Origin of the sequence: Corynebacterium sp. HMSC077G07 (genome assembly GCF_001809225.1) — a bacterium.
Taxonomy (GTDB): Bacteria; Actinomycetota; Actinomycetes; order Mycobacteriales; family Mycobacteriaceae; genus Corynebacterium; species Corynebacterium jeikeium_D.
The window spans coordinates 64,703-85,941 of the sequence record NZ_KV796540.1 but is presented as its reverse complement, the minus strand read 5'-3'; the positions used below and the strand labels follow the sequence as shown (position 1 = coordinate 85,941).

The 21,239-nt window shown below is 58.1% G+C and carries 22 protein-coding genes and 1 tRNA gene; 12 read left to right on the top strand and 11 right to left on the bottom strand.

Translation table 11 applies throughout. The features are described from left to right. Nucleotides 1-235: 235 nt before the first annotated feature. Complete coding sequence (gene trpB / locus HMPREF2562_RS08315; RefSeq protein WP_065421709.1) at nt 236-1,561, top strand: tryptophan synthase subunit beta; 1,326 nt, start codon at nt 236-238, stop codon at nt 1,559-1,561. A 66-nt stretch (nt 1,562-1,627) separates the two neighbouring features. Here trpB and HMPREF2562_RS10975 read toward each other — a convergent pair whose 3' ends face one another. The 3 genes from HMPREF2562_RS10975 to purD all read right to left on the bottom strand — a co-directional run bounded on the left by HMPREF2562_RS10975 (nt 1,628) and on the right by purD (nt 5,249). Then, on the bottom strand, nt 1,628-1,783 hold the full coding sequence (locus tag HMPREF2562_RS10975; RefSeq protein WP_162837147.1) for a hypothetical protein: 156 nt from the start codon (nt 1,781-1,783) through the stop codon (nt 1,628-1,630). 816 nt (nt 1,784-2,599) lie between these two features. Further along, entirely contained in the window at nt 2,600-3,727 is a 1,128-nt protein-coding gene (locus HMPREF2562_RS08310) for a pyridoxal phosphate-dependent aminotransferase (protein ID WP_070549869.1), read from the bottom strand. Between the two features lie 247 nt (nt 3,728-3,974). After that, nucleotides 3,975-5,249 (bottom strand): phosphoribosylamine--glycine ligase, encoded by a 1,275-nt coding sequence (purD, locus tag HMPREF2562_RS08305; protein ID WP_070549876.1) that lies wholly within the window; start codon nt 5,247-5,249, stop codon nt 3,975-3,977. Between the two features lie 80 nt (nt 5,250-5,329). Here purD and HMPREF2562_RS08300 point away from each other — a divergent pair, with 80 nt between their 5' ends. From HMPREF2562_RS08300 to HMPREF2562_RS08290, 3 genes are all read left to right on the top strand, one after another. Then, nucleotides 5,330-5,752 carry an HIT family protein gene (locus HMPREF2562_RS08300; protein ID WP_070549868.1) on the top strand — a complete coding sequence of 141 codons (423 nt, stop codon included), beginning with the start codon at nt 5,330-5,332 and terminating at the stop codon, nt 5,750-5,752. A 167-nt stretch (nt 5,753-5,919) separates the two neighbouring features. Further along, nucleotides 5,920-6,639: an esterase/lipase family protein gene (locus HMPREF2562_RS08295; RefSeq protein ID WP_038626550.1), complete on the top strand. Its 720-nt coding sequence runs from the start codon at nt 5,920-5,922 to the stop codon at nt 6,637-6,639. Continuing rightward, nucleotides 6,629-7,402, top strand: coding sequence for an esterase/lipase family protein (locus tag HMPREF2562_RS08290; protein ID WP_070549867.1), 774 nt, complete (start codon nt 6,629-6,631; stop codon nt 7,400-7,402). The genes HMPREF2562_RS08295 and HMPREF2562_RS08290 overlap by 11 nt, the downstream gene beginning before the upstream one ends. Before the next feature lie 9 nt (nt 7,403-7,411). On the opposite strand, the gene HMPREF2562_RS08285 is transcribed toward HMPREF2562_RS08290, so the two are convergent. Both HMPREF2562_RS08285 and HMPREF2562_RS08280 read right to left on the bottom strand, forming a co-directional pair. Further along, the gene (locus tag HMPREF2562_RS08285) at nt 7,412-8,254 is read right to left on the bottom strand and encodes a PaaI family thioesterase (RefSeq protein ID WP_038626554.1); all 843 of its coding nucleotides are present in this window, start codon (nt 8,252-8,254) and stop codon (nt 7,412-7,414) included. A 138-nt stretch (nt 8,255-8,392) separates the two neighbouring features. After that, nucleotides 8,393-8,767 carry a hypothetical protein gene (locus HMPREF2562_RS08280; protein WP_016421434.1) on the bottom strand — a complete coding sequence of 125 codons (375 nt, stop codon included), beginning with the start codon at nt 8,765-8,767 and terminating at the stop codon, nt 8,393-8,395. Nucleotides 8,768-9,313: 546 nt separating this feature from the next. On the opposite strand from HMPREF2562_RS08280, the gene HMPREF2562_RS08275 reads away from it, so the two are divergent. Then, the gene (locus HMPREF2562_RS08275; protein WP_070549865.1) at nt 9,314-10,816 is read left to right on the top strand and encodes a hypothetical protein; all 1,503 of its coding nucleotides are present in this window, start codon (nt 9,314-9,316) and stop codon (nt 10,814-10,816) included. Nucleotides 10,817-11,626: 810 nt separating this feature from the next. On the opposite strand, the gene HMPREF2562_RS11090 is transcribed toward HMPREF2562_RS08275, so the two are convergent. From HMPREF2562_RS11090 to HMPREF2562_RS10900, 3 genes are all read right to left on the bottom strand, one after another. Next, nucleotides 11,627-11,989, bottom strand: a complete 363-nt coding sequence (locus HMPREF2562_RS11090; protein ID WP_016421436.1) for a DoxX family protein — start codon at nt 11,987-11,989, stop codon at nt 11,627-11,629. Continuing rightward, nucleotides 11,989-12,561, bottom strand: a complete 573-nt coding sequence (locus HMPREF2562_RS08265; protein ID WP_070549875.1) for a TetR/AcrR family transcriptional regulator — start codon at nt 12,559-12,561, stop codon at nt 11,989-11,991. Before HMPREF2562_RS08265 ends, HMPREF2562_RS11090 begins: the two co-directional genes overlap by 1 nt. A 139-nt stretch (nt 12,562-12,700) precedes the next feature. After that, nucleotides 12,701-12,880 (bottom strand): hypothetical protein, encoded by a 180-nt coding sequence (locus HMPREF2562_RS10900; protein WP_141744786.1) that lies wholly within the window; start codon nt 12,878-12,880, stop codon nt 12,701-12,703. A 132-nt stretch (nt 12,881-13,012) separates the two neighbouring features. Between HMPREF2562_RS10900 and HMPREF2562_RS11130 the strand changes: the two genes are divergently transcribed. Further along, nucleotides 13,013-13,147 carry a hypothetical protein gene (locus HMPREF2562_RS11130; RefSeq protein WP_256374817.1) on the top strand — a complete coding sequence of 45 codons (135 nt, stop codon included), beginning with the start codon at nt 13,013-13,015 and terminating at the stop codon, nt 13,145-13,147. A gap of 131 nt (nt 13,148-13,278) precedes the next feature. Here HMPREF2562_RS11130 and HMPREF2562_RS08255 read toward each other — a convergent pair. Further along, nucleotides 13,279-13,354 (bottom strand) — tRNA-Thr (locus HMPREF2562_RS08255). 360 nt (nt 13,355-13,714) lie between these two features. Here HMPREF2562_RS08255 and HMPREF2562_RS08250 point away from each other — a divergent pair. From HMPREF2562_RS08250 to HMPREF2562_RS08240, 3 genes are all read left to right on the top strand, one after another. Then, nucleotides 13,715-15,367, top strand: coding sequence for a threonine/serine exporter ThrE (locus tag HMPREF2562_RS08250; RefSeq protein ID WP_070549863.1), 1,653 nt, complete (start codon nt 13,715-13,717; stop codon nt 15,365-15,367). A gap of 238 nt (nt 15,368-15,605) precedes the next feature. Further along, nucleotides 15,606-15,983, top strand: coding sequence for a hypothetical protein (locus tag HMPREF2562_RS08245; protein ID WP_070549862.1), 378 nt, complete (start codon nt 15,606-15,608; stop codon nt 15,981-15,983). Between the two features lie 14 nt (nt 15,984-15,997). Further along, entirely contained in the window at nt 15,998-16,474 is a 477-nt protein-coding gene (locus HMPREF2562_RS08240) for an META domain-containing protein (protein ID WP_070549861.1), read from the top strand. On the opposite strand, the gene HMPREF2562_RS08235 is transcribed toward HMPREF2562_RS08240, so the two are convergent. Then, complete coding sequence (locus tag HMPREF2562_RS08235) at nt 16,456-17,079, bottom strand: flavin reductase family protein (protein WP_070549860.1); 624 nt, start codon at nt 17,077-17,079, stop codon at nt 16,456-16,458. The genes HMPREF2562_RS08240 and HMPREF2562_RS08235 overlap by 19 nt on opposite strands. A 102-nt stretch (nt 17,080-17,181) precedes the next feature. Continuing rightward, nucleotides 17,182-18,288, bottom strand: a complete 1,107-nt coding sequence (locus tag HMPREF2562_RS08230) for a LacI family DNA-binding transcriptional regulator (RefSeq protein WP_070549859.1) — start codon at nt 18,286-18,288, stop codon at nt 17,182-17,184. A gap of 317 nt (nt 18,289-18,605) precedes the next feature. Here HMPREF2562_RS08230 and HMPREF2562_RS08225 point away from each other — a divergent pair, with 317 nt between their 5' ends. The 3 genes from HMPREF2562_RS08225 to HMPREF2562_RS08215 are packed head-to-tail and all read left to right on the top strand — an operon-like array spanning nt 18,606 to nt 21,117. Next, nucleotides 18,606-19,562, top strand: a complete 957-nt coding sequence (locus tag HMPREF2562_RS08225) for a metal ABC transporter solute-binding protein, Zn/Mn family (RefSeq protein ID WP_070549858.1) — start codon at nt 18,606-18,608, stop codon at nt 19,560-19,562. Between the two features lie 2 nt (nt 19,563-19,564). After that, nucleotides 19,565-20,245 (top strand): metal ABC transporter ATP-binding protein, encoded by a 681-nt coding sequence (locus HMPREF2562_RS08220; protein WP_049189571.1) that lies wholly within the window; start codon nt 19,565-19,567, stop codon nt 20,243-20,245. Further along, nucleotides 20,245-21,117, top strand: a complete 873-nt coding sequence (locus HMPREF2562_RS08215) for a metal ABC transporter permease (protein ID WP_049189572.1) — start codon at nt 20,245-20,247, stop codon at nt 21,115-21,117. Before HMPREF2562_RS08220 ends, HMPREF2562_RS08215 begins: the two co-directional genes overlap by 1 nt. The last annotated feature ends 122 nt before the right edge of the window (nt 21,118-21,239 follow it).

Genomic DNA, 21,239 nt, shown 5'->3' with positions numbered 1-21,239 from the left:
TATGGTCAGATTCATGATGACACCCCTGATGAACACACCCGCGCCGTGCGGCGCACAGTGGTGGTGGCTCGCTTAAGTCCGCGAGCAACGTCACGTCATCTCATTAATGTCGACGGCAAACCCGTCAAGTACGAGCTCGCAAGAAGATAAAACTGGCGGGCTCTTTTCTTTTGTCGGCTCGACGAAGAGAACCAGGGCCCGCTGAAATAAACAACAGCAACGAAAGGCCCCCTCAATGACTGATTACAACCCCAGCGCGGATGCCATCGCCAAGGCTTCAGCACCGACTGCAACTAGGGTGCCGTCGGCAAGCGTTAACGGCGCGGGCGAGGTGCGCGAAACCCTCTTACCTGCATTTTTCGGTCGCTTCGGCGGACAGGAAGTGCCAGAGTTCCTGCTGCCAGCTCTCGATGAACTGGAAGCGGCTTACATCGAGGCGATGAGCAATCCGGAGTTCCAGCGCGAGCTGGAAGAACTGCGTCGCGATTTCCTCGGCCGCGCGACCCCGCTGTTCGAATGCCGTCGTCTATCCACGCCGAACACGACGATTGTGCTGAAACGCGAGGACTTGAACCACGGCGGCGCGCACAAGGGCAACAATGTGGTCGGCCAGGCGCTGCTGGCAAAGCGCATGGGAAAAACCCGCCTCATTGCTGAGACAGGTGCAGGCCAGCACGGCACGGCCACCGCGATGGCCGCAGCACTGCTGGGACTTGAGTGCGAGATTTACATGGGCGCACACGATGTCGCCCGCCAGCACCCCAATGTCGAGCGCATGGAGCTCATGGGCGCGAAGGTCGTTCCCGTCACCACCGGCGAGGCCGGTTTGAAGGATGCTATTGACGAGGCACTGGTCGAGTGGAGCAAGACTCTCGACTCCACTTTCTACCTGCTGGGCACAGCCGCCGGACCGCACCCATTCCCCACTATCGTGCGTGAATTCCAGCAGGTCATCTCGGAGGAGTCACGCAGTCAGATGGCCGAGCGTTACGGCAAGCTTCCCGACGCTGTCATCGCAGCCGTCGGTGGCGGCTCCAACGCCATCGGCGCATTTGCTAACTACATCGACGACTCCGATGTCGCCCTCATTGGCGTCGAACCCGCAGGTGAGGGTCTCGACACCGACCGTCACGGCGCGCCCATCAATGCGGGCAAGACTGGTGTCCTTCACGGCATGCGCTCATTTGTCATGCTTTCCGACGACGGCGAGGTGTTGCCATCGCACTCCATCTCGGCGGGCTTGGATTACCCGTCTGTTGGCCCGGAGCACGGCATGCTGAAGGAGAATGGCCGCGCCAGCTATGTCGGAATTACCGACGAGGAGGCGCTGGAAGCGTTCCAGCTGCTCAGCCGCATGGAGGGCATTATTCCGGCGATGGAATCCTCGCATGCGCTGGCGCAGGCCATTAAGATTGCGCGACTCCGTGAAACCGACCCTGCCGCTGTTAGCGAGCTCGGGCTGCCGGTTCACGAAGGCGATGAGCCTTTGCTGTTGCTCGTGAACCTGTCGGGTCGCGGTGATAAGGATATGGAGCAGGTCCGGGAGTTCCTGAACCAGTAGGAATAACCAGTAGGGATTGCTTCCCCACTAGCTGCCTAGCAGGAATCGGACCAAAGCTAATTCTTGTTAGGCAGCACGGCGATCGTCGGCGGCGATGCCCTGCTTCGGGTTCGCCTCCACGATGGCTTCGGCAAGCAGCGATGCCAGCGCATCCTGCTTGGATTCCTTGCCGTCCTGGAAAATCGGGGACACAGTATCCATAATCTCGTTGAATGCGTTCATCAGAGGTCACCTCTCTTAAGATCTCTTTGATCTTTATTGTTGGACTTCTCCAACCGATTCTTTGCGATTCCGCAGTTGAAACGTCGTTTCATCGAATCGTTTGGAACTTATGACTTGCAACCGTAGACGACAACACAAGACCTGGCAAGCGCTAAACTTTATTTTTAGTTAACCTTTTGTTAACTTTTGGACGCTTTTTAGCTCAGGCACTGAGCCACAAACAGCGCCCCTCGACGCCGCCCCATACCTCGCTTTACTGCCGTTGATAACGGCTTCAAAAATCACGCTTTTACACAACCAAAAACAGGGCGCGGAAGTCTCTTTTGGTCAGACATAAACTATCCCCACTAAAAGCGCTTGCAGCCAACATTGAATGTGGGTTACACACCGCGCTCAATCGTCACCCCACGCAGGGATAGCCGCCAGTTCCTCAGAGGTCAACCCCATCGATAATTAAAGAAAAAGGGGCCCCTGCCAGCGGAAATAGACCACCGACAGAGCTGCCGGCTGTCAAAGATGCTGCCGCGAAGGCCACCCCACCCCACTATCGACCCAACCCCAGCCTCACTTGATGTGACCGCAGCCACAGAACCCTCAATCTGAGGCAGTTTTTCCGCCTTTACAGCAAACCGGCGATCAAGAAAACAGAGCCCCAACGGCCCCTTCCAGGAATGCCCCCAACATCGGCTCTACCAGCGACCGTCGGTAGAGGGTTTAAAGCAGCGATTCGCCCGTCGAGCACCCTATCTCGCCCGACTGAAAAACACCCCTAAAAGGGTGAGGTAAATCACACCGCGAGCGCCACTAAAAGCCGTTTTAACGACGATCAGTGAACACCCCAATACGCCGAACAGCCTCTTCCATCTCGGACGTCTCACCGGCGAAGCAGAGGCGAACCCACTGATGGCCGTTCTCTGTGTCGAAGTCGATTCCAGGGGCAACGGCCACGCCCGTTGCGGCCAACAGTTCCCGAGCCCAAGTCATGGAGTCGACGGAGTTCGGGTCGTCGTAAAGCCCTGCGATATTGGCGTAGATATAGAAACCGCCGTCGGGTGGGGCGATATTACCGAGACCGACGCGGGGCAGCCCCTCGAGCAAAACGTCGCGGTTGCGCGCGTAACGCGTCACGTGCGAATTGAGCTCGACAATGGACTCGGCGCTGAACGCCTCTACCGCGGCTTCCTGCGAAATTGCCGGCGGGCAGACAGTGAGGTTGGCTTCGAGGCGATCAAGCGGCGCACGCAGCCACTTGGGAACGATTAGCCAGCCGACGCGCCAGCCGGTCATCGAGAAGTACTTACTGACACTGCCGACCACGACCGCCGCGTCGGAGAACTCGCGTGCAGACGCACACTGTCGGCCATAAGTAATGCCGTGATAAATCTCGTCGGAAATGAGCAGGCAATCGTGCTGCTCACACCACTTCGCAATGGCACGCAGCTCGTCGGCATCGATAATGGTGCCAGTGGGATTGTCCGGACTGGTGACGATCACGGCCTTGGGCACGCGCGGAAGTTCCTGCAGGTGTTGGACAGTGAGCTGAAAGCGGGTCTCGGGACCACAGTCAATCTCGACAATGTTGGCGCCGAGCGCCTGCAGAGTATTGCGGTATGCGGGATAGCCCGGGCGCGCGAGCACAATATCGTCGCCGACGTCGAGCGCTGCGAGGAAAAGTGCCACGAAACCGCCGGAAGAACCGGTAGTAATGACAACATCGGCAGCTTCCGTGGCCGTGCCGTAGTTTTCACGATGCCAGGCGGCGATGGTTTCGCGCAGCTCAGGCGTGCCGACGGCCGCAGTGTAGCCCAGAACCTGATTTTCCAAATCGGCACGAGCACGGGCAATCGCGGCAGCCGGGGCCGCAGTCGCGGGCTGCCCCACACAGAGGAACAGAGCGTCACCGTGAGTACGCTGACGCTCCTGTGCGAGCGCGAGAACATCCATCACATGGAAAGGTGCGACCTCACTGCGGCGGGATGCTAGATCGCGCTCGGGCTGGGATGCCTGCGGAGGCCCCGAGAAGTTTAACGGCTGCGGTGATTGCGGTGACTGCAACGACTTTGGCGACTGCGGAGATTCGGCGTGCATACCTTCATCTTTGCAGCCACCGAGGCCCCCGGGAAATCCAATTCAGCCCGGGTGGGTGCACCAGTGAGGTATTCGAGTGCAGCCTGACCGCCTCGAGCATTATTTAAATGGAAATGCGGCCCTCAACTGCAGGTAGTGCAATGTCGGTGCGGTAGTGCGAGCCCTCGAGCTTAATGGTCTTGATGGTCTCGTACGCCTTGTCGCGAGCCTCTTCCAGCGTGTCACCAACGCCGATGACGTTGAGCACACGGCCACCAGCGGAGACCAGCTCACCTGCAGCATTGCGGGCAGTACCTGCGTGGAGAATGCCATCTGCCTCACGACCAGGCTCTGCACCTTCAATGACATCGCCCGTGCGCGTCGACACCGGGTAGCCTTCAGCTGCCAGCACAACAGTCAGAGCGTACCCATCACGCCAAGACAGCGGACCGAAGTCCGCCAATGTGCCGGTAGCAGCGGCGTTGAGCAGCTGCGCCACCGGGGACTCCAGCAGCGCCAGCACGGCCTGGGTCTCCGGGTCACCGAAACGGCAGTTGAACTCAATGACAGCCGGGCCGTCCTCGCCCCAGGCCAGACCCGCGTACAGCAGACCCTGGAACGGGCAGCCGCGAGCGGCCATTTCACGAGCGACCGGCTCGCAGACCTCGGTGACGATGCGCTCAGTTGCGCCTTCCGGCAGCCAGGACAGCGGGCTGTAAGCGCCCATGCCACCGGTGTTCGGCCCCTCGTCGTTATTACCGACGCGCTTGTGGTCCTGAGCCGGCAACAGCGGGACGACGGTTTCGCCGTCGACCAGGCAGAACAGGGAAACCTCCGGGCCATCCAGGAAGGACTCCAGCAGCACCGGGTTACCGGCTGCCAGCACCGCCTTTGCGTGTTCAAGAGCTTCAGCGCGGTCCTTAGTGACCACAACGCCCTTGCCAGCAGCCAGACCGTCATCCTTCACGACCCAGTTCGGACCAAAGCGGTCAATGGCGGCCTCGATGTCTTCATCGGAAGCCTCCGGCTGAATGGCCTCTGCCGAGGCGGTCTTTACTCCAGCCGCCTTCATGACGTCCTTAGCGAAAGCCTTAGACCCCTCAATCCGAGCCGCGTCCGCGTTCGGGCCAAAAACTGCAAAGCCAGCGTCGCGCAGCGCGTCTGCCACACCCGCGACCAGCGGAACCTCCGGGCCAATAACAACCAAATCGGCCCCAATTTCCTTGGCCAGCGCAACAGCGCCAGCGGGGTCATCCACGACCAGTGGATGCATGGTGGCAATTTCACTCATACCCGCATTACCAGGGGCTACGTGAAGATCAGTAGCCTGCGGGTCCTTACTCATTGCGTACAACAGGGCGTGCTCACGGGCACCGGAGCCAATTACGAGGATGCGCATAGCAATCATCTTACTAATCAGCCCGGATAACTCTCATCGCGCCCAACCCCTCAATCCGCTATTCGGGTTACCCTTGGCACATGAGCACAGTATTTACCAAAATCATCAACGGTGAACTCCCCGGTCGTTTTGTCTACCGCGATGACAAGGTCGTCGCATTTTTGACCATCGAGCCAATCGCACCTGGTCACACTCTGGTTGTCCCTATTGAAGAGGTGGACAAGTGGACAGACGCCTCGCCTGAGCTGTGGGCTCACCTCAATGAGGTTACCCACAAGGTTGGTCAGGCTGTTGTCTCCGCTTTTGACGCTCCACGTGCTGGCTACCTCATCGCCGGCTTCGAGGTTCCGCACACCCACATCCATATCTTCCCTGCCCACGACATGTCCGGCTACAACCTCCAGTCGGTCGATCGCAATCCTTCCGCAGAGTCCATGGATGAGGCCGCCGCTAAGCTACGGAAGGTCCTCGGGACTGATGAAGACGGAAAGTTGGTGCGCTAATCGCCGCTTCAAACGAGGATTTTCGGGAAGAACAACTTCCGGTTCCTGCCCCTGAAGCGCAGGAACCGGAGGCGCAAAAACCGGCTGCAGCTGAAGGATCAGCATCGCTCCCCTATGCCATCTTCCGTCCGCTGCGCGGTGTTTTCGAAGATAATTGGGGAGCCAAAGTGTCCAAATCCCGGCCGTGGCCGGTCATCCTCCTGCATGGAACAGGCCAGGTCAAGGGTATTTGGGAGACCCTCGGCGGTCAGTTACGGGAGGATGGCTGGGCTGTCTTCGCGCCAGATTTTGGACACCGTGCAACAGACCCCATCAATCAGTCCATCGACATGCTCGTGCCTTACATCAAGGCTGTCCTGCACGCCACTGACGCAAAGCACGCCGTTATCGTGGGGCACTCGCAAGGCGGCTTAATTGCCACTCTGCTTTCTCTGCGCATTTCCAAGTACATCAAGCATGTTGTCTGCCTTGCCGCGCCCAATCACGGCACCAATCTGGGCGGCATCGCTTCCAGTATCACTAAGATCCCCGGCACAAAGTCGCTGATGAGCAACTTCGTTCAGAGTTACTGGGGCGTTTCCGGTTTGGAACAGCTCACGGGTTCAAAGATGGTTTTGAACTCCAATTCCCACGATATCCTCGGTCCCGGTGTTACTTACACCTGCATTGCCACCAAGTATGACCAGCTCATTTCCCCGCCACAGTCCTGTTTCTTGGATGATGGTGACACAGGCATGGTCACCAATCTCTATGTGCAGGACACGTTCCCTCAAGCAATAATTTTGCATGAGCAGATGGCGCACGATTGGCGTCCCCGCGCACTTACTCGCGAGGCACTATTCAAGCTGGTAGGCGAGGATTTTGACCCAATCGAGCATGCGGAATAGACCGCTCCTAACGCGGATTTTCCCACCGACAGCCGCACATCCGTCCTCACCAAATCCGAGTCCAGCGTCGGGGGACCTCAGAGACCCCGTTCCGGTTATCGCACTTCATGGCACGCTCGATAGTCCCGGCGCGTGGGCACCGCTTGCCGACGGTCTCCGTACCCTCGGCCGCCGAGTCTATGTACCGTCCTACGGAGACCGTGGCACTGCTGCCCTTGTAGATTCTGTCGCCGAAGTCGAGTCCTATATCAACGGAGTCTGCACTGAAACGAACTCGGACACGGTCGATATTGTGGCTCACTCGCAGGGTGGGCTACTGGCTTTCCTGCTGTTTACGCGTCTTGCAAACCATGAATGCGAGCGTTTTTCGTTTCGACGTGTCATCAGTGTGTCGGGCTCTGTCGGCGGTGTAAATCTGACTGGAATCTCCCGCATTTTGGGCTGGTGGAATGGGACTCCTGCCCGCTGGCTAATGGGACAGGCTTTAGCCGATCAGATTGCGGTAGCTGCAGGAAAATATGAACTTCCTGCAGCCAACACTGCCCCGCACCTCCGAGGGCGCAAGGCAGCCGCACCTGACTGGATTAATGTCATCAGCCACCATGACAACCTGGTCATTCCGTGGTCCGATACCGCGCAGAGCTTCCTGCCAGACAGCCAAACTGTTTTGCTCGAAACCGAGCTGGAGGGCAGGTCTGTTGCGCATTGGAAGCAGCAAACAGACTCCGAGGTGATCGACCTAATCACTCGGCTATTGGCGTAGGGCTTCGACCTAGAACTTGGTCAGCGACTCGCGCGCGGTGACGACATCCGCAAGCAGCTGCTGCGCGGCTGGCGAGGGGTTATCGGAGGTGAGGGCCTCGATGACGACGTCGGGAAGCCCTGCGGCGCGGTAGTCGTCGACAGTGACATCGCCGTACTCGAGGACCCCGTGGAGCCATGCGACTGCACGCGACTCTGGCGAAATGCAGCGTCGTGCGGTGCGTTCCTGCTGGACGAGCACATCACGGTTTTCCACCCCGCGCATCCCCAGCCGCGCAAGAGTGCGAGCAGCAGAGATGAGGTTCTCACCGGCAACACGATCCTGCTGATTCGGATTGGCCGGCGGCTTCTTACGACCACGACGGCGCACGTAGAGCTCCTGCTGACCAATACCGACCAGGGAACCATCGCGGTTTCGGATTACAGAGGTGTATGGAACGACCGTCGAATAGCCACCTTCGGTTTCGGCCTTAAGCTTTTCGACCATCTCATCCGGCACCTCTACCTCGAGGTACGCACCATTCTTACCCGGCCGGATAAATTCAAACGACCCAGTTCGCGTCCACGCCTCGTACTTCTTGACATCCAGGCGCTGCATAACCAGCGTGCCAAACAGCACATCCGTCATCGAAAACAGTGCACCGCCAAATGCCGCGCCATGCATATTCGCAGTCAGAGCGTTTAGGCGCAGCTCCAATCGTCCCTCAGACCAGTCATCCGCAATCTCGGTGATACGGATGCCGGTGCCAAACAGCGGCGGCCAAATGTTCAGCAAGAACTTTGCCTTAGCCGGGGACATCTCTTTCTCAGCAAGTTTGTACAGGGTGCGTCGCAGCGATGGACCAATAGACATAACTACTTACATTAGGTGTTGACCGGGCGAACGCGGGCATTATTGTCAGAAAACAAAAGTGTGTCAGCTTCAGCACATGCTTTACGACGGTTCCCGCGCCCTACCTTCTATTAAGTCAGCGACTATTTCAGCGACTATTTAGGCAGCAAACCGTTCCGCCAGCGTATTGACGCGCAGAGTGAAGAAATCCCGCAATTCCGCGTAGCGGGAATAACCATAAATCCCGCGGTCAGCTGGGTCATCATATTCCCAGCGCTCAGTCTCTACATCTGGCGCGATGTAGTCCGAAACGTCGATTTTCCCCACAACAATGACCACATCCGCACTGTCTGCGAGAGACGGCGTGAGTTGATGAGGATCGCCATCGCACCGTGCCCCCACCTCACAGAGCGCACGCCGCGCGTCTTCATCCAGACCGCGGTCATCATCATCGATGCTGATACCTGCTGACAAAACTGTCAGGCCTGGGGCAGCTTGCCGCAGCAGCCCTTCGAGTACGCGTGAGAGTCCCATGTTTGAACTACTGACAAAGAGCACCTCTGACATGGCTCTATCGTAGAATATTTTTCTCGGAGAAATCACCCCAGCTTGTGGGGTTTTCTGGAAGGTTTTGCAGAAAAATGCCAAAAGCGCCCATAGCGCAGGCCCTTCCCCGAGACCAGCCCTATCGACGCTTATGACTTAAAAACAAAGTCCACTTTACATGCGCATGCAACCCCTGTGAAGCATGGGGCTAGAGTTGCAGATGTGAACGTTCCGTGGCCTGTGATTTTCCGGCTGTCGGTGTTGCGCTGTCCGGCTGTCGGTGTTGCGCTGTCCTATCGATGCAATATTCACCTATCGATACGCAGCAGCGTGGCCATAAGTGGAAAGCTCATCCATATGTCGACCGGGACTTCCGACAACGTGCGCATAAGTGACAGAAAATTCCCCCGCCCCAGCCCCCGACAGGCATTTGCCCTTTAATCTGCCTTCAAAAGAATCCTTTGCTCCCCGCCCCGGCCCCCTTAGACCGGATAAAACTGGCGGGGCCAATCGCTCGCGAATAGGAGAATCACCGTGACCGACTCTCGCGATATTAAACCTTTTGCAGCCAACCGCAGCTCCAAAGTGACCTCCATCGGCTCCATCATCGGCGCAGCAGCAGTGAGCGGCCTACTTCTCGGAGGTGTCGGTGCGGGCACCTGCTTGGCAATTCTCGATGTGCCCGAGCGCTCCGACTACGTCATGAAGACTGCGCAGCGTGAGGTACAGGCTGACATCATGGACCCGGACGATGTGCTCACCCCAGAGGAAGAAGAGCGCATGCTTCGCGATGTCTCCCTGATCGCCGCCCCTGACGTGGTCCAAGAGCTGCACTACATGGTCTTTGCCGAGAACAAGGAAAACGTTAATGACTCCGTAGAGGAGTACCTGCGCGATAACCACCAGGAGCTCATCGGCAAGGATAAGTTTGCTGATGGCCAGGTCTTCGTCGGCGTGGGCCTTGATCCGCGCCAAGCCTTCGTCTTCGCGGGTGAGGACGTGGCTGCTCAAATGAAGCTACGCAAGAATGACAGCCATCTGAAACAGTCCATCGAAGCAATTAAGCCGGGCGTGCGGGATGGCAACATTCCTGCTGGCCTCTTTGCTGGCGCAGCGGCTGCAATCGACGTAGACCGTGCTGCGGATACTCAGTACGAGGGCGCAAAAGAGGATCGGATGGGGGCGGCCGTTGGCCTCGGGGTGGCGGGCCTGAGCGTTGGCGGCGCTGGTGTCGGCCTCGCCGGCGGTATACGCCGCAGCCGACAGAAGAAGGCACAGCAGGCACGCGAGGACTGGGACTACGTGTCGCAGACCTACACCGATGTGGCGCAACGGCTAAGGGAGATTGATATTCGAGCGCACTCGCTCCAATCAGGACTGGTGGATGAGCGCCTGCGCCAGGACTGGGAGGGTTTGCGCGATGACTTCCTAGCGATCGATAGCCAGGTTGGTTCCCTCATGTCGATTCCGGCGGATGCGCCAGATGAGCAATTCCGCTCACGCTCTGAGCTCATCGCCAATGCGCGCCAACTGTGCGAGCGCGTGGAAACCGCTGAGGTCAATATTGAAAAGCTGCACCGCATTGAGAACGCTGATGCGGATGCTCGCCGCTATGAACTCTACGAGCTGGGGAAGGATCTGGCACAGGCAGGCTACTTGGCCGCAAGCATCGACTCGACGCTTGAGCGCCACGCGAAGGAGTTGGAAGATGCCGCCACTGAATTATCCAAGGAACCACACCATCCGCAGTTCATGGAGCGCTACCTAGAACTCTTGGATCGCTCCGCGCTCTTGTCGGAGCACGTGCAGTCCCAGCTGCAGAAGCGCAATGAGGCCGACGAGCGCCCCGAGCGCACGCGCATCTACGACTCTAATTTCTTCGCTGGCTCCGGCTACCACGGCTACGTGCCCTTCTATGTCGTGAGCACCTGGGATAGCGATGCCACCACTGCCCGCGACAGCTCTTCTAGTAGCGGCGGCGTCAACAGCGGGTTTAGCTCGGGGTTTTCCGGTTCAGGTGGTTCTTCCAGCTTCTAAGCCGGCTTACGGGGCAGAAGGGATGCGGACGTTCTGTTAGACGATTTCACCCCTCACGCTACTTAACCCCCTACTTTTCTCCTTTAAACCAAAGAACCCCAGGCCGGAAAACTTCCTGACCTGGGGTTTTGGAGCCGGAAATGGGATTCGAACCCGTAACCTACCGTTAGGGCACCCTGTAAAGGTTTGACCTATAATGCCATTTATGCCTGTCAAAGGCCGTTTCTCGCGCCGCACAGGGGCACCTCCCCTACTAATTTTTGAGGAAAGCCTTTGGGGAAGTGCGGAGTTTTCCGAAGTAGACCCGCAGCTAGACATACGCCACAGCCTGAGTACAAGACTTAACCCGTGGTGGCTGCGCGGTGTCGGCTAGGGGCCACACACCCCTTGCCCCAGCAACCCCTGCCCGTCGCCCCCTACCCCGCGCATAAAAAGGGACTGAGATTGCCCCCAACCCCTCAATTCCGGTTACTGCTCCTGCCACCCCACGTCGTCGGGTATGACATCCCGGCGCGGGCCCAGTCGCGCAGCCCTCGCCACTAGCATCTCGGATGCAGTACTGCAGATACCCGTCGAAGAGCTGGACACCTATCTACCAGTCCCGCAGCAGCCCGCCACTCCGCAATTCCCCCAGCCCCGACCAATCAGCTAGGGCTTTGTCATGCCTTCTGCACCGAGGCAGACGCTCATACCCTTCGACAGGCCGGCGAGGCGGTAGGCGGCTAGCGGGTCACAGGCACCCGCGGCAGGCCGCCCGGCGCGGGCAACGGCGCCCCTCAATGGGCGAACACAATTGGTAAATTGGTCGTCTCAGGCTATCAGTAGTGTTGCAATGAGAGCACCTAGTGAAATAGCGAGCATCCCTAAGCAATTGACCCAAAACTCGCTACCTAGAAACTTGGCTCGGATATGTGCGATTGCTGCGGTGCAGAAGTAGGCAATGACTCCAACCATCGTCGCTATTCCAATGCCTGGTATCCAGAGCCCAATAATGAGTCCACTTGCTGCTAGGCACTTGATAACGATAAGAGCCCACCACCACTCTGTAGGAAGTCGTACTCCTCTGAGGCAGGCCTCGATGAATGCTACGGGTTTGAGCGAGAGTACCGCATCTCCGAACAAAATGGCGGCAAGAATGATGGAGGGCCAAGCAGGCGAAGATTCGAGAATCATTATTTTACTCCGTACGCGATTTTAAGACGGGAGATGGAGCTGTTCGCGTGAATGGATAGTTCGTCGGTGTCGTATGCACCGGCAGCCCAGCCAAGAAGCAACCCAAGATAAATGTTGTAAAGGATTGTTGCGAACTCTCTAGCGTCATCTTTAGGGAGCATGTTGCCTAGGCGCAACACGATTTCATCTACCAAGAGAGTTCGAAGCCCGTTGAGAATCTCTCCGTTGCTTCCCTGTGTGATTAGGGCAGCGCCATACGCTTTCGATAATTCTTCCTGCCCAGTAAACATTTTCAGAAAAGGAGCGAGAACGTCGAGAAGGTTGTCTGATTGTCCGCGGAGCTCATCGTGCATGACGGTGATTCGATGTCCGACGGTCTGAACCAACAGCGACTGCTTGCTCCCGACGCTCATAACGGTTCCAACGCTGACGTTGGCTTTCTGCGCGATGGCACGCACATTTGTATCCGCGTACCCGACTGACACAAAAAGGGCATAGGCGGTGTCCAAGACTTTATTGCGCGTCGCCTCCTTTTGAGTAGCACGACTTGATTGAACTTGTTCACTGAACATGTTCAAAGCGTATCGCTGCATCAATCTACGGTCAAGTAGCGATGTGGTTATCCAAGTACATTGCCGTCATGAGAGGCGAGCGGGTTTCCTGCTTACAGGGAGGAAAGTTATAGCTGATCGTCACACCTACATGTTTTTGCTAGACCAGCTTCTCAGACCAATAGACTCGAGGATTGCCGAGCGCTTGGCCGATAAGCCTATCGAGCTTATTCCACGGCCAACGCACGACAGGGGCACCGACGACGCGGGTACTGCCTATGCGCGACGACCCATCCGGCACACGCCCCACCCTGGCAAAACTCTGGCCGGGCTCTAACATGAGCAGGCTTGCCACACCTCGCCGGCGACGATGTTGACACAGACGGATAGGGAATTACTGCCCGCGATAATATCCTGTCATGGCCTACGTCACACGGCAGCCACAGCTACGACTGGGGCCGGTAACGCCGCGTTGGCCACCTTGCAACTGGGGCATGCCTCCGTCTCTACGACCGAGGCGGCCTACATCAACCGCGCGGGTGGGTTTGCCAACTCCGCGATTATCGAGGCGTTCGCCACCGACGCACTGGCGATTTTCGGCGGCTAGTCGCTGCCCCCCCCCCGGCGCCCTCCCGGTGCGGGTTTTTTGCATTGAGACGACGAAAACAATTGCAATACCGTTGCAAGCACCGTTTAAACCAAAGAACCCAGGCCAGAAAACTTCCTGACCTGGGGCTTTGGAGCCGGAAACGGGACTCGAACCCGTAACCTACTGATTACAAATCAGTTGCGCTACCAATTGCGCCATCCCGGCAACTTTAAAGCGACCCTTTTGGCGTTAGCCGTCGCTGGCTCGAAAGAATCAGAGTCAACCTGAGAATCGAACTCAGCTGTGCCGCTGACAGGCGATTGTACAGGTTGGCAAGCAGAAGTTAAAAACGACACCACAGGAATACTGCAACCGCACTTCTTGAACACTTTTCTGCACACTAAAAGCCCCGCTCAGATAGGTAAATTCACCCCACCGAAAACGAATTGAGATTCTCCGTCACCGACGGGGTAGTGTGACTATCGCTAAATCACTGGGGCTATGTTGCTGCAACGCCTCTAGAACTCGTCTTTGCAATAGCGCTGCAACGCACCCCAGGCAGTATCGGGGAAAGGAAGTGTCGACATGCCATTCGATGGTGGCAACAAATCCAACGCCGAAGAAAACTCCGCTGCGAAGGATGATGCCTACGATGCCGAAGCCGCTGTCGCTTACCCCGCTGACCCCACTGTCTCTTACGACGACACTCCGCAGACCCAGTTTCCTGCAATCGACAATCAGTCCACCTTCAAGCAGCGCGTGATTGATTTCGTTTCCGGCCCAACGGCAACTGTCGACCTAGTGCACTCGACCACTACCCCACTGCCGCTGGCACCGATTGATTATTCCGACCCCAGCCAGGTTACGGCCGTACTCGATCTCGCTGCTCGCATCGGAGGACTGCTGCTGGCATGTGGCTCGGGCAACCGCGACACCGAGCTGCAGATTAAGACCGTGACCTCAGCCTATGGCCTCACCCAGATCCAGGTTGACATCACGTTGACCTCGGTGACGGTCTACCACCTCATCGGTGCCCGCCGCACACCAATTACGGCTATGCGCGTAGTCACCGCACCAGTGCCCGACTTCGAGCGCTTGCGCCACACGGACCGTGTCATCCGCCGAATTCGCGCGGGCCATCTGAGCCTGGAGGAGGCTATTGAGGCTATCGACAAGGTCGAGCGTGAGCCCGCAAAATACCGCCTCCGCGTCATCTACACTGGCTGGGCATTGCTGGCTTCATCTGTGACAGTGCTGCTCGGCTCGAGTTTCGAGGTCGCTCTCATCGCGGCTGCCGTCACACTGGCCATTGTCATTGTGATTGGCGAGCTTGCCGCCCGCGAGTTGCCCACATTCTTCCAAAACGCAGTCGGCGGTCTCATCGCCACACTCTCCGCTGCTGTACTCAATGCGGCACAGGCATACCTTCCCTTTGAAATGCAGCCATCCAGGCTAATTGCCTCGGGAATCATCGTGATGCTCGCCGGCCTAACCCTCGTGCAAGCACTGCAAGACGGCATCACCGGCGCGCCAGTGACTGGCTCAGCGCGCTTCTTCGACACCATGCTGTTGACCGGCGGCATCGTCGCTGGCATCGCGATGGGCATCGAGTTTTCTGGAATGCTGGGCATTCCGCTTCCCGACGTCATCGCGGGCTCCGACCTCAACCTGGCCCAGGCGACAGTGCGGGTGATAGCGGGAACTACCGCCTCAATCGCATTTGCGTTGGCCTCGAATGCTGGGTTCACCGCGTTGGCAGTGTCCGGAACGGTCGCCCTGCTGGGGTCAATGACCTACTACTACGTGTTGACTCCGCTGGGAGTTCATCCGGTGACCAGCGCAGGCGCGGCAGCAACACTGATTGGTCTCATCGGTGGCCTGCTGGCACGACGTTGGTCCATCCCGCCGCTAATTACGGCAGTGGCAGGCGTAACCCCACTGCTTCCGGGTATGACAATCTACCGCGGTATGCACGCACTGCTGCACGACCACCCGACCAAGGGGTTTACGGCGCTGGCCTCAGCGCTGGGCATTGCGACGGCACTAGCTGCGGGCATTGTCCTCGGTGAATGGATGGCGCGTAGGCTCCGTCGCCCTCGCGCACTGCGCGAAGACAGTGGCCTGACCCGTCCAATCCGAGCCGGTATGCGTCGCATCCGTCCTGTGAATCCGCGGAACAAGCCTCGCCGTCCACGCAACTACCGCTTCAAGGGCGGTATGAACCCGCGCCTGGACTAGTCGCTGCGTGAACTGGTCGCTTCCGGAACCAGGTTGTCCACACCGCGCGACCTATCAACAACGTGGTAGAATTAGGTTTTTGAATTGTAAGTAGCGCTTAAAGCCGAAACTGCGTCATCACAATCCCATTCCTTCTCCGCTGAACTCGGTTGAGCTCAGTGACGGGAGCATATGGCTAGATGGCTGGCAGAAGTAGGTGTATTGGGCGCAATTAAGGCCATGCTTGCCAGGAGGATTCGTGCCACCGAAGGTCACAGACACTCGCACTGCTCAGAACGAGGCTCTTCACAAGGTCGAAGAAAAGACCGCTGCTGGCGCACGGCGAATTGTGGCTACCTTCGCCGAGGACTTCTACGATGCCGTCACTCTGATGTGCATGCTCGGAGTGGAGAAGGAAGGCCTGAGCTTCAAGAAGGTTCACGAGGAGTACGAGAAGGAAAACGCTCCGAAGACCGCAAAGCGCACACGCAAGTCCACTAAGAAGACCGCAAAGAAGACTGCAAAGAAGTCGGCCAAGAAGGCAGCAAAGAAGACCACTCGTAAGACGGCGAAGAAGGCTGCCAAGAAGACGGCGAAGAAGGCTGCTAAGAAGAGCACCAAGAAGGCAGCTAACTAACGGGGTCACGCAGCATGGGGCGGAGCGGGAAAAAGGCGGTTGCCACAGTAGCTGTCGTTGCGGCGGTGTCCATGACGGCTACCGCATGCCAGGCAAAGCCGGCAGCGGAGATCGTCGGCAAGCAATGGCAGATAACCGCGATTTTTGATGACCCAAACCTGCCCCACGGTGTGCCGGACGGAACTCAGGCGCCAACTATTACGCTGGGGCAGACAACATATACTTTTGCTGATTCCTGTGGCAACGGCTCTGGTTCGCTGCAGTGGAAGGGCGAGGCGGTCGAATTCGGCACCCCGGAGCAGACTCGCAGTTTGGACTGCTCAGACCAGGCGCAGACCTATTCGGAGCGCTTCCACAAGATTGTTGCGGGCGAATTCGCCTACAAGCAGGACAACAACGGTCTGCGCATGCGAGAGATGAAAGACACCAAGCCAGGCGAGGATCGCCGTGGCTGGACTGCGACAACCTCGGGTTACACCGAGGGGCGCTGACGCCACTTTTGATCAACAGGCGCATCGATGCCGGGGTGAGAAACCCGTGCGTAAGAACCGCGGTGGTAAATGAGCGGATTGATTTCTTCACGCTTGCCGATGGCCACAATATCCGCCGTCACGATCCAGTGATCGCCGCCTTCGTAAACATCAACTACCGTGCAATCGATCCACACGGAGCAGCCGTGCAATAACGGATTTCCCAGCTCAGAGCGGGTCCACTTCCCCGTCTTGAACTTTTCGCCATTACTGCGACCGAAGGCTGCCGAGATATCCTCCTGATCCTCAGCCAACACATTGACGGAGAAACGTCCAGCGTTCCGTATGTGCGGCCACGACCGCGAGGTCTTCATGACAGTAAACAGAACCATCGGTGGAGTGAGGCTGAGAGAGGAAAAAGACTGGCAGGCAAAACCGTACGGCTCACCTTCGTCCTCGGTGGCGATAATGGTCACGCCAGTGGTGAACTCACTCATCGCGCCACGGATAGACATTTCATCTAATTCGACGGGGCCGCCAAGTTCGACATGGTCGTGGCCGGTGGCTTCCAGATTATTGAAAGCCGCGGCTGATCGGTCGGTGCTCGAATTTGTTGAATCTGTCATGTAATAGACCTTAATCTGAATCCGAACACAGTAAAGACGAGGTGGGGTTTACCACCCCAGGAACCTCCGATAGCGCCACGATGTTGTTACCTCGTCGGCCCGCTACCCGGCTGACAGTGCCGACGGCGCTGCAGTTGTCGCTCCAACGACAAACTCAGTCTCCAACAAGACGCGAGGAGCGCGACCGCCGTCCTCGTGTGCGACCTCAAGCTCCTCGGCCAGCGCGCGGCCGACGGCAATGCCCTTCTGCCTATTCGGCTGAATCACAGTGGTCAGCTTGTGGAAGAGGGCGCGCTCAATTCCATCAAAGCCGGTGATGGACAGATCCTCCGGAACACGAATTCCGTTCTCCTCGGCATATTCCAAGACCGCAATTGCCTGAGTATCGGTAGTGCAGACCACTGCCGTGAGATCCGGGTTATCGGTCAGCAGCTGGCGAGCCGCATCGCGGTTGTTCTCGCGGTCATTGAGGTGACGCTCGATGATAGGCACATCTGCCTGCTGAATACCGCCCTCAGCAAGCGCTTCCAGCGCACCTTCGACACGATTCTTCTGCACCTGGTGATGAGCTTCTGCCAGCCGCTTCTCCGTGACATATCCCGAGTTCGGGGTACGCGACAAACGCACCGAAAGGATTCCCACCTTGCGATGCCCCAGCTCAGTCAGGTGCCGCACCGCGGGCTTGATGGCCTCACGGTCGTCGATGCCCACAAACGGTAGAGCCGCCGCATCTGCAGGCTGGTCGCACACGACCGTCGGCAAGCCGCGAGCGCGCACCGCAGCGAGGAACGGATCGTTGTCCGCGACGGAGTAGACCACGAAGCCGTCGACCACCGCCTGCCGAATCAGATTGAGATCTACGTCCCCGCCCTCCTCGGAGGAAGCTGGAATGACCAACATGGAGTCGCCCATTTCGCCGAGCTCTTCTGCAAGGCCGGCGAGAAAATCCACCGACGCAGGGTCTTCAAAAGCGAATGGGAGGTGCTCGGTGAACAGCACGCCGATGGCGCCAACCCGGCGCATGCGCAGACCCCGAGCCATTGGGTCCGGCCCCGGATAGCCAAGCCGCTCCGCAGTTTCCAGGATGTGCTCGCGCAACTTCTCTGAGAGCTGGTCAGGGCGGTTGTAAGCATTGGACACAGTCGTGCGCGAGACCCCAAGTTCTGCTGCGATGGAAGCCAAGGTGCCACGACGACGCCGACTTTGCACGGAATACCGACCCTTCTTGAAAAACCAACAGTGACTGCCCGCTCAGCTATCTTCGCTCAGCTATCTCAGGTAGAAAACCTCAGTTTTATGGAAAAGAACTGCAACGAGCATTACACGCATCTAATCGCGGACAACTTTACCCAACGAATGTGCGCGACTGTCATTTCTGCCACTCCGGCAGCGATCCGCCTTGTGACTGGGTCTCCGCAGCCCCTACTATATTCTTTGAACTAAAAGACAACTGTTTTCAATAGCGGTTAATGCTCAGAAGCTGAATAGAGGAAATAATTCAGCTCGCAACAGGATTGGATACAAAAATGAAGGCACGCTTTTCCACGCGCATCGCGGCGCTAGTCGCCAGCGCCGGCCTCGTCGCAGGTCTCGGCGCATGCTCCAGCAATGATGACAGCACCACGTCCGCGGGCAAGTCCGAAGACACCATCAAGGTGGTCACCTCCACCAAGGTCTGGGCGGACGTCGCCGACGCAGTCACCGACGACGAGAAGGTCGCCATCGACCCGATTATCGCGTCCAACGACATCGATCCTCACTCCTACGAACCGGCCGCAGCCGACATGGCAAAGGTAGAGGACGCCGATATTCTCGTCGCAGGTGGCGGGCATTACGACGCATGGCTGACCTCCTCTCTGCGTGACGCAAAGGATAAGGTCATCATCTCTGCGCTGCCGCAGGAAGAGGGCCACAACCACGATCACGACCACGATCACGAGGGCCATGACCACGACCATGGCGACCACGACGGCCACGAGCACCACCACCACGATGGCGAGGCCAACGAGCACGTCTGGTACAACACCGATGCGGTTGAAGAAACTGCAGAGCAGCTCGCCGAAGCTCTGACCAAGATGGGCGCCAAGGCCGACACCAAGGCTGTCGATAAGGAAATCAAGGACATCGAAGAGGCCAAGAGCAAGCTCAAGGCCGCTAAGGTTGCTCAGGTTCACCCGCTGGCCGATGACATCCTGAAGGACACGAAGGTCGAGGACATCACCCCGAAGGGCTACCGCCAGTCCACGCTGAATGAGTCCGAGCCGTCGGCAAGCGATGTCAATGAAATGCTCAAGCTGATCGAGTCCGGCGAGCTGGACTACCTCATCGACTCGCCACAGACCCACGACCAGGTCTCGCAGCGACTCGTCGAGGCAGCCAAGGCAAAGGGCGTTAAAATCGTCGATGTTTTTGAGTCGCCGAGCACTGACCAGTCGTTCTTTGACCTCTACAAGCAAACCCTTTCCGATATGGAGTCCGCATAACTTTGCCCTCACTGACTTTTACTGACGCAGCCGTCGAACCGCTGTGGTCCGGTCTGAATTTGGATATCGAGCCCGGCGAGTTCTTGGCCATCCTGGGTCCGAACGGCGTCGGCAAATCCACGCTGCTGACCACCGCCCTTGGCATGCGGCGGCTGACTCACGGTTCAGTAAAAGTCGACGGGAATCTGGGATACATTCCGCAGCAGCGGATGTTCGAGCCCTCGCTGCCCATTCGGGTTCGCGACCTCGTCGAGCTGGCAGCTGGCAAGAACCGCTCCGCCACCGACGAGATGCTGGAGTTTGTCGGCGCAACGGGTATTGCGGACCGTCGTGTCGGCACGCTCTCTGGCGGTCAGCAACAGCTTGTGCGTCAGGCGCAGGCGCTCGTTTCGGCACCGGATTTTTTGCTTTGCGACGAGCCTCTGCTCTCCCTCGACCCTGCGGCACAACGGACCACGGTCGAGCACCTGGACCGGCATCGCCGGGAAAATGACACGGCAGTCGTCTTTGTCACCCACGACATCAATCCCATCCTGGGTGTCTGTGACCGAGTGCTCTACCTCACGCCGCATGGACATGCGGTCGGATCGGTCGAGGAAATCATCACCTCAGAGACGCTCTCGGAGCTCTACCAAACCAAAATTGTGGTTGCCCGTGTCGAGGGAAAGTTGGTTATCGCCTAATGACCCTACTGGCTCAGTATTTCTCCGACACCGCCGCTCTACTCCAGGTCGGCTTCGTCCACAATGCCCTCATTGCAGCGGCACTGCTTGGGCTGATTTCCGGCATCATCTCGCCACTAATCGTCATGCGGCAGATGAGCTTCACTGTCCACGGCACCAGTGAGCTGGCACTCATGGGCGCATCCGCGGCTCTATTACTGGGTGTCAGTGTCAGCAGCGGCGCCATTATCGGCTCGGTGCTCATCGCAATAGTCCTGGCAGCACTGTCGCTTCGAGGGCGCCAAGATGCGGTTGTGGGCGTGGTTTTGAGCTTCGGCATGGGCTTATCGGTGCTGTTTATCCACCTCTACCCTGGCCGGACAAGTACCGCGTTTTCACTTCTCACCGGCCAGATCATTGGTCTGACTGACACTTCTCTATGGACGATGGCCATCGTCGCGGTCATCGTCGTCGGCGGCGTTGCCTGGAAATGGCGGCCGCTGCTATTCGCCTCCGCCGACCCCATCATGGCCGCCGCTAGTGGTGTCAATGTGAAGGCGCTATCGATCTACTTCGCGATTCTCACCGGTCTCGTCGCCGCCCAGGGCGTACAGATTGTCGGCTCTCTGCTCGTCATCGCCCTCATCATCACCCCTGGTGCTGCGGCCGCATTCGTCACCGCCTCTCCTGTAAAGGCCATCATCCTGTCGACCATCTTCGCCGAGGTCGCGGCCGTCGGCGGCATTGTTCTCTCACTCGCACCGGGCATCCCGGTCAGCGTTCTAGTGACGACAATCGCATTTGTCATCTACCTGATCTGCTACGCCATCGGAACGGTGCAATCGCGCAAGGCAACGCGTGACGACGTCCAGGCTGCCAAGTGGAGCAAATAGACACATACGCTTTTCGGAGTGGCTTTTAAAACAACAAAAACATCGGGCAGCCCCTCGAGTGACGATTGCGGAGAAGGTGCGCACCTTCCCTCTCGCCACCGAGGGGCTGCCCGTATTTTTGC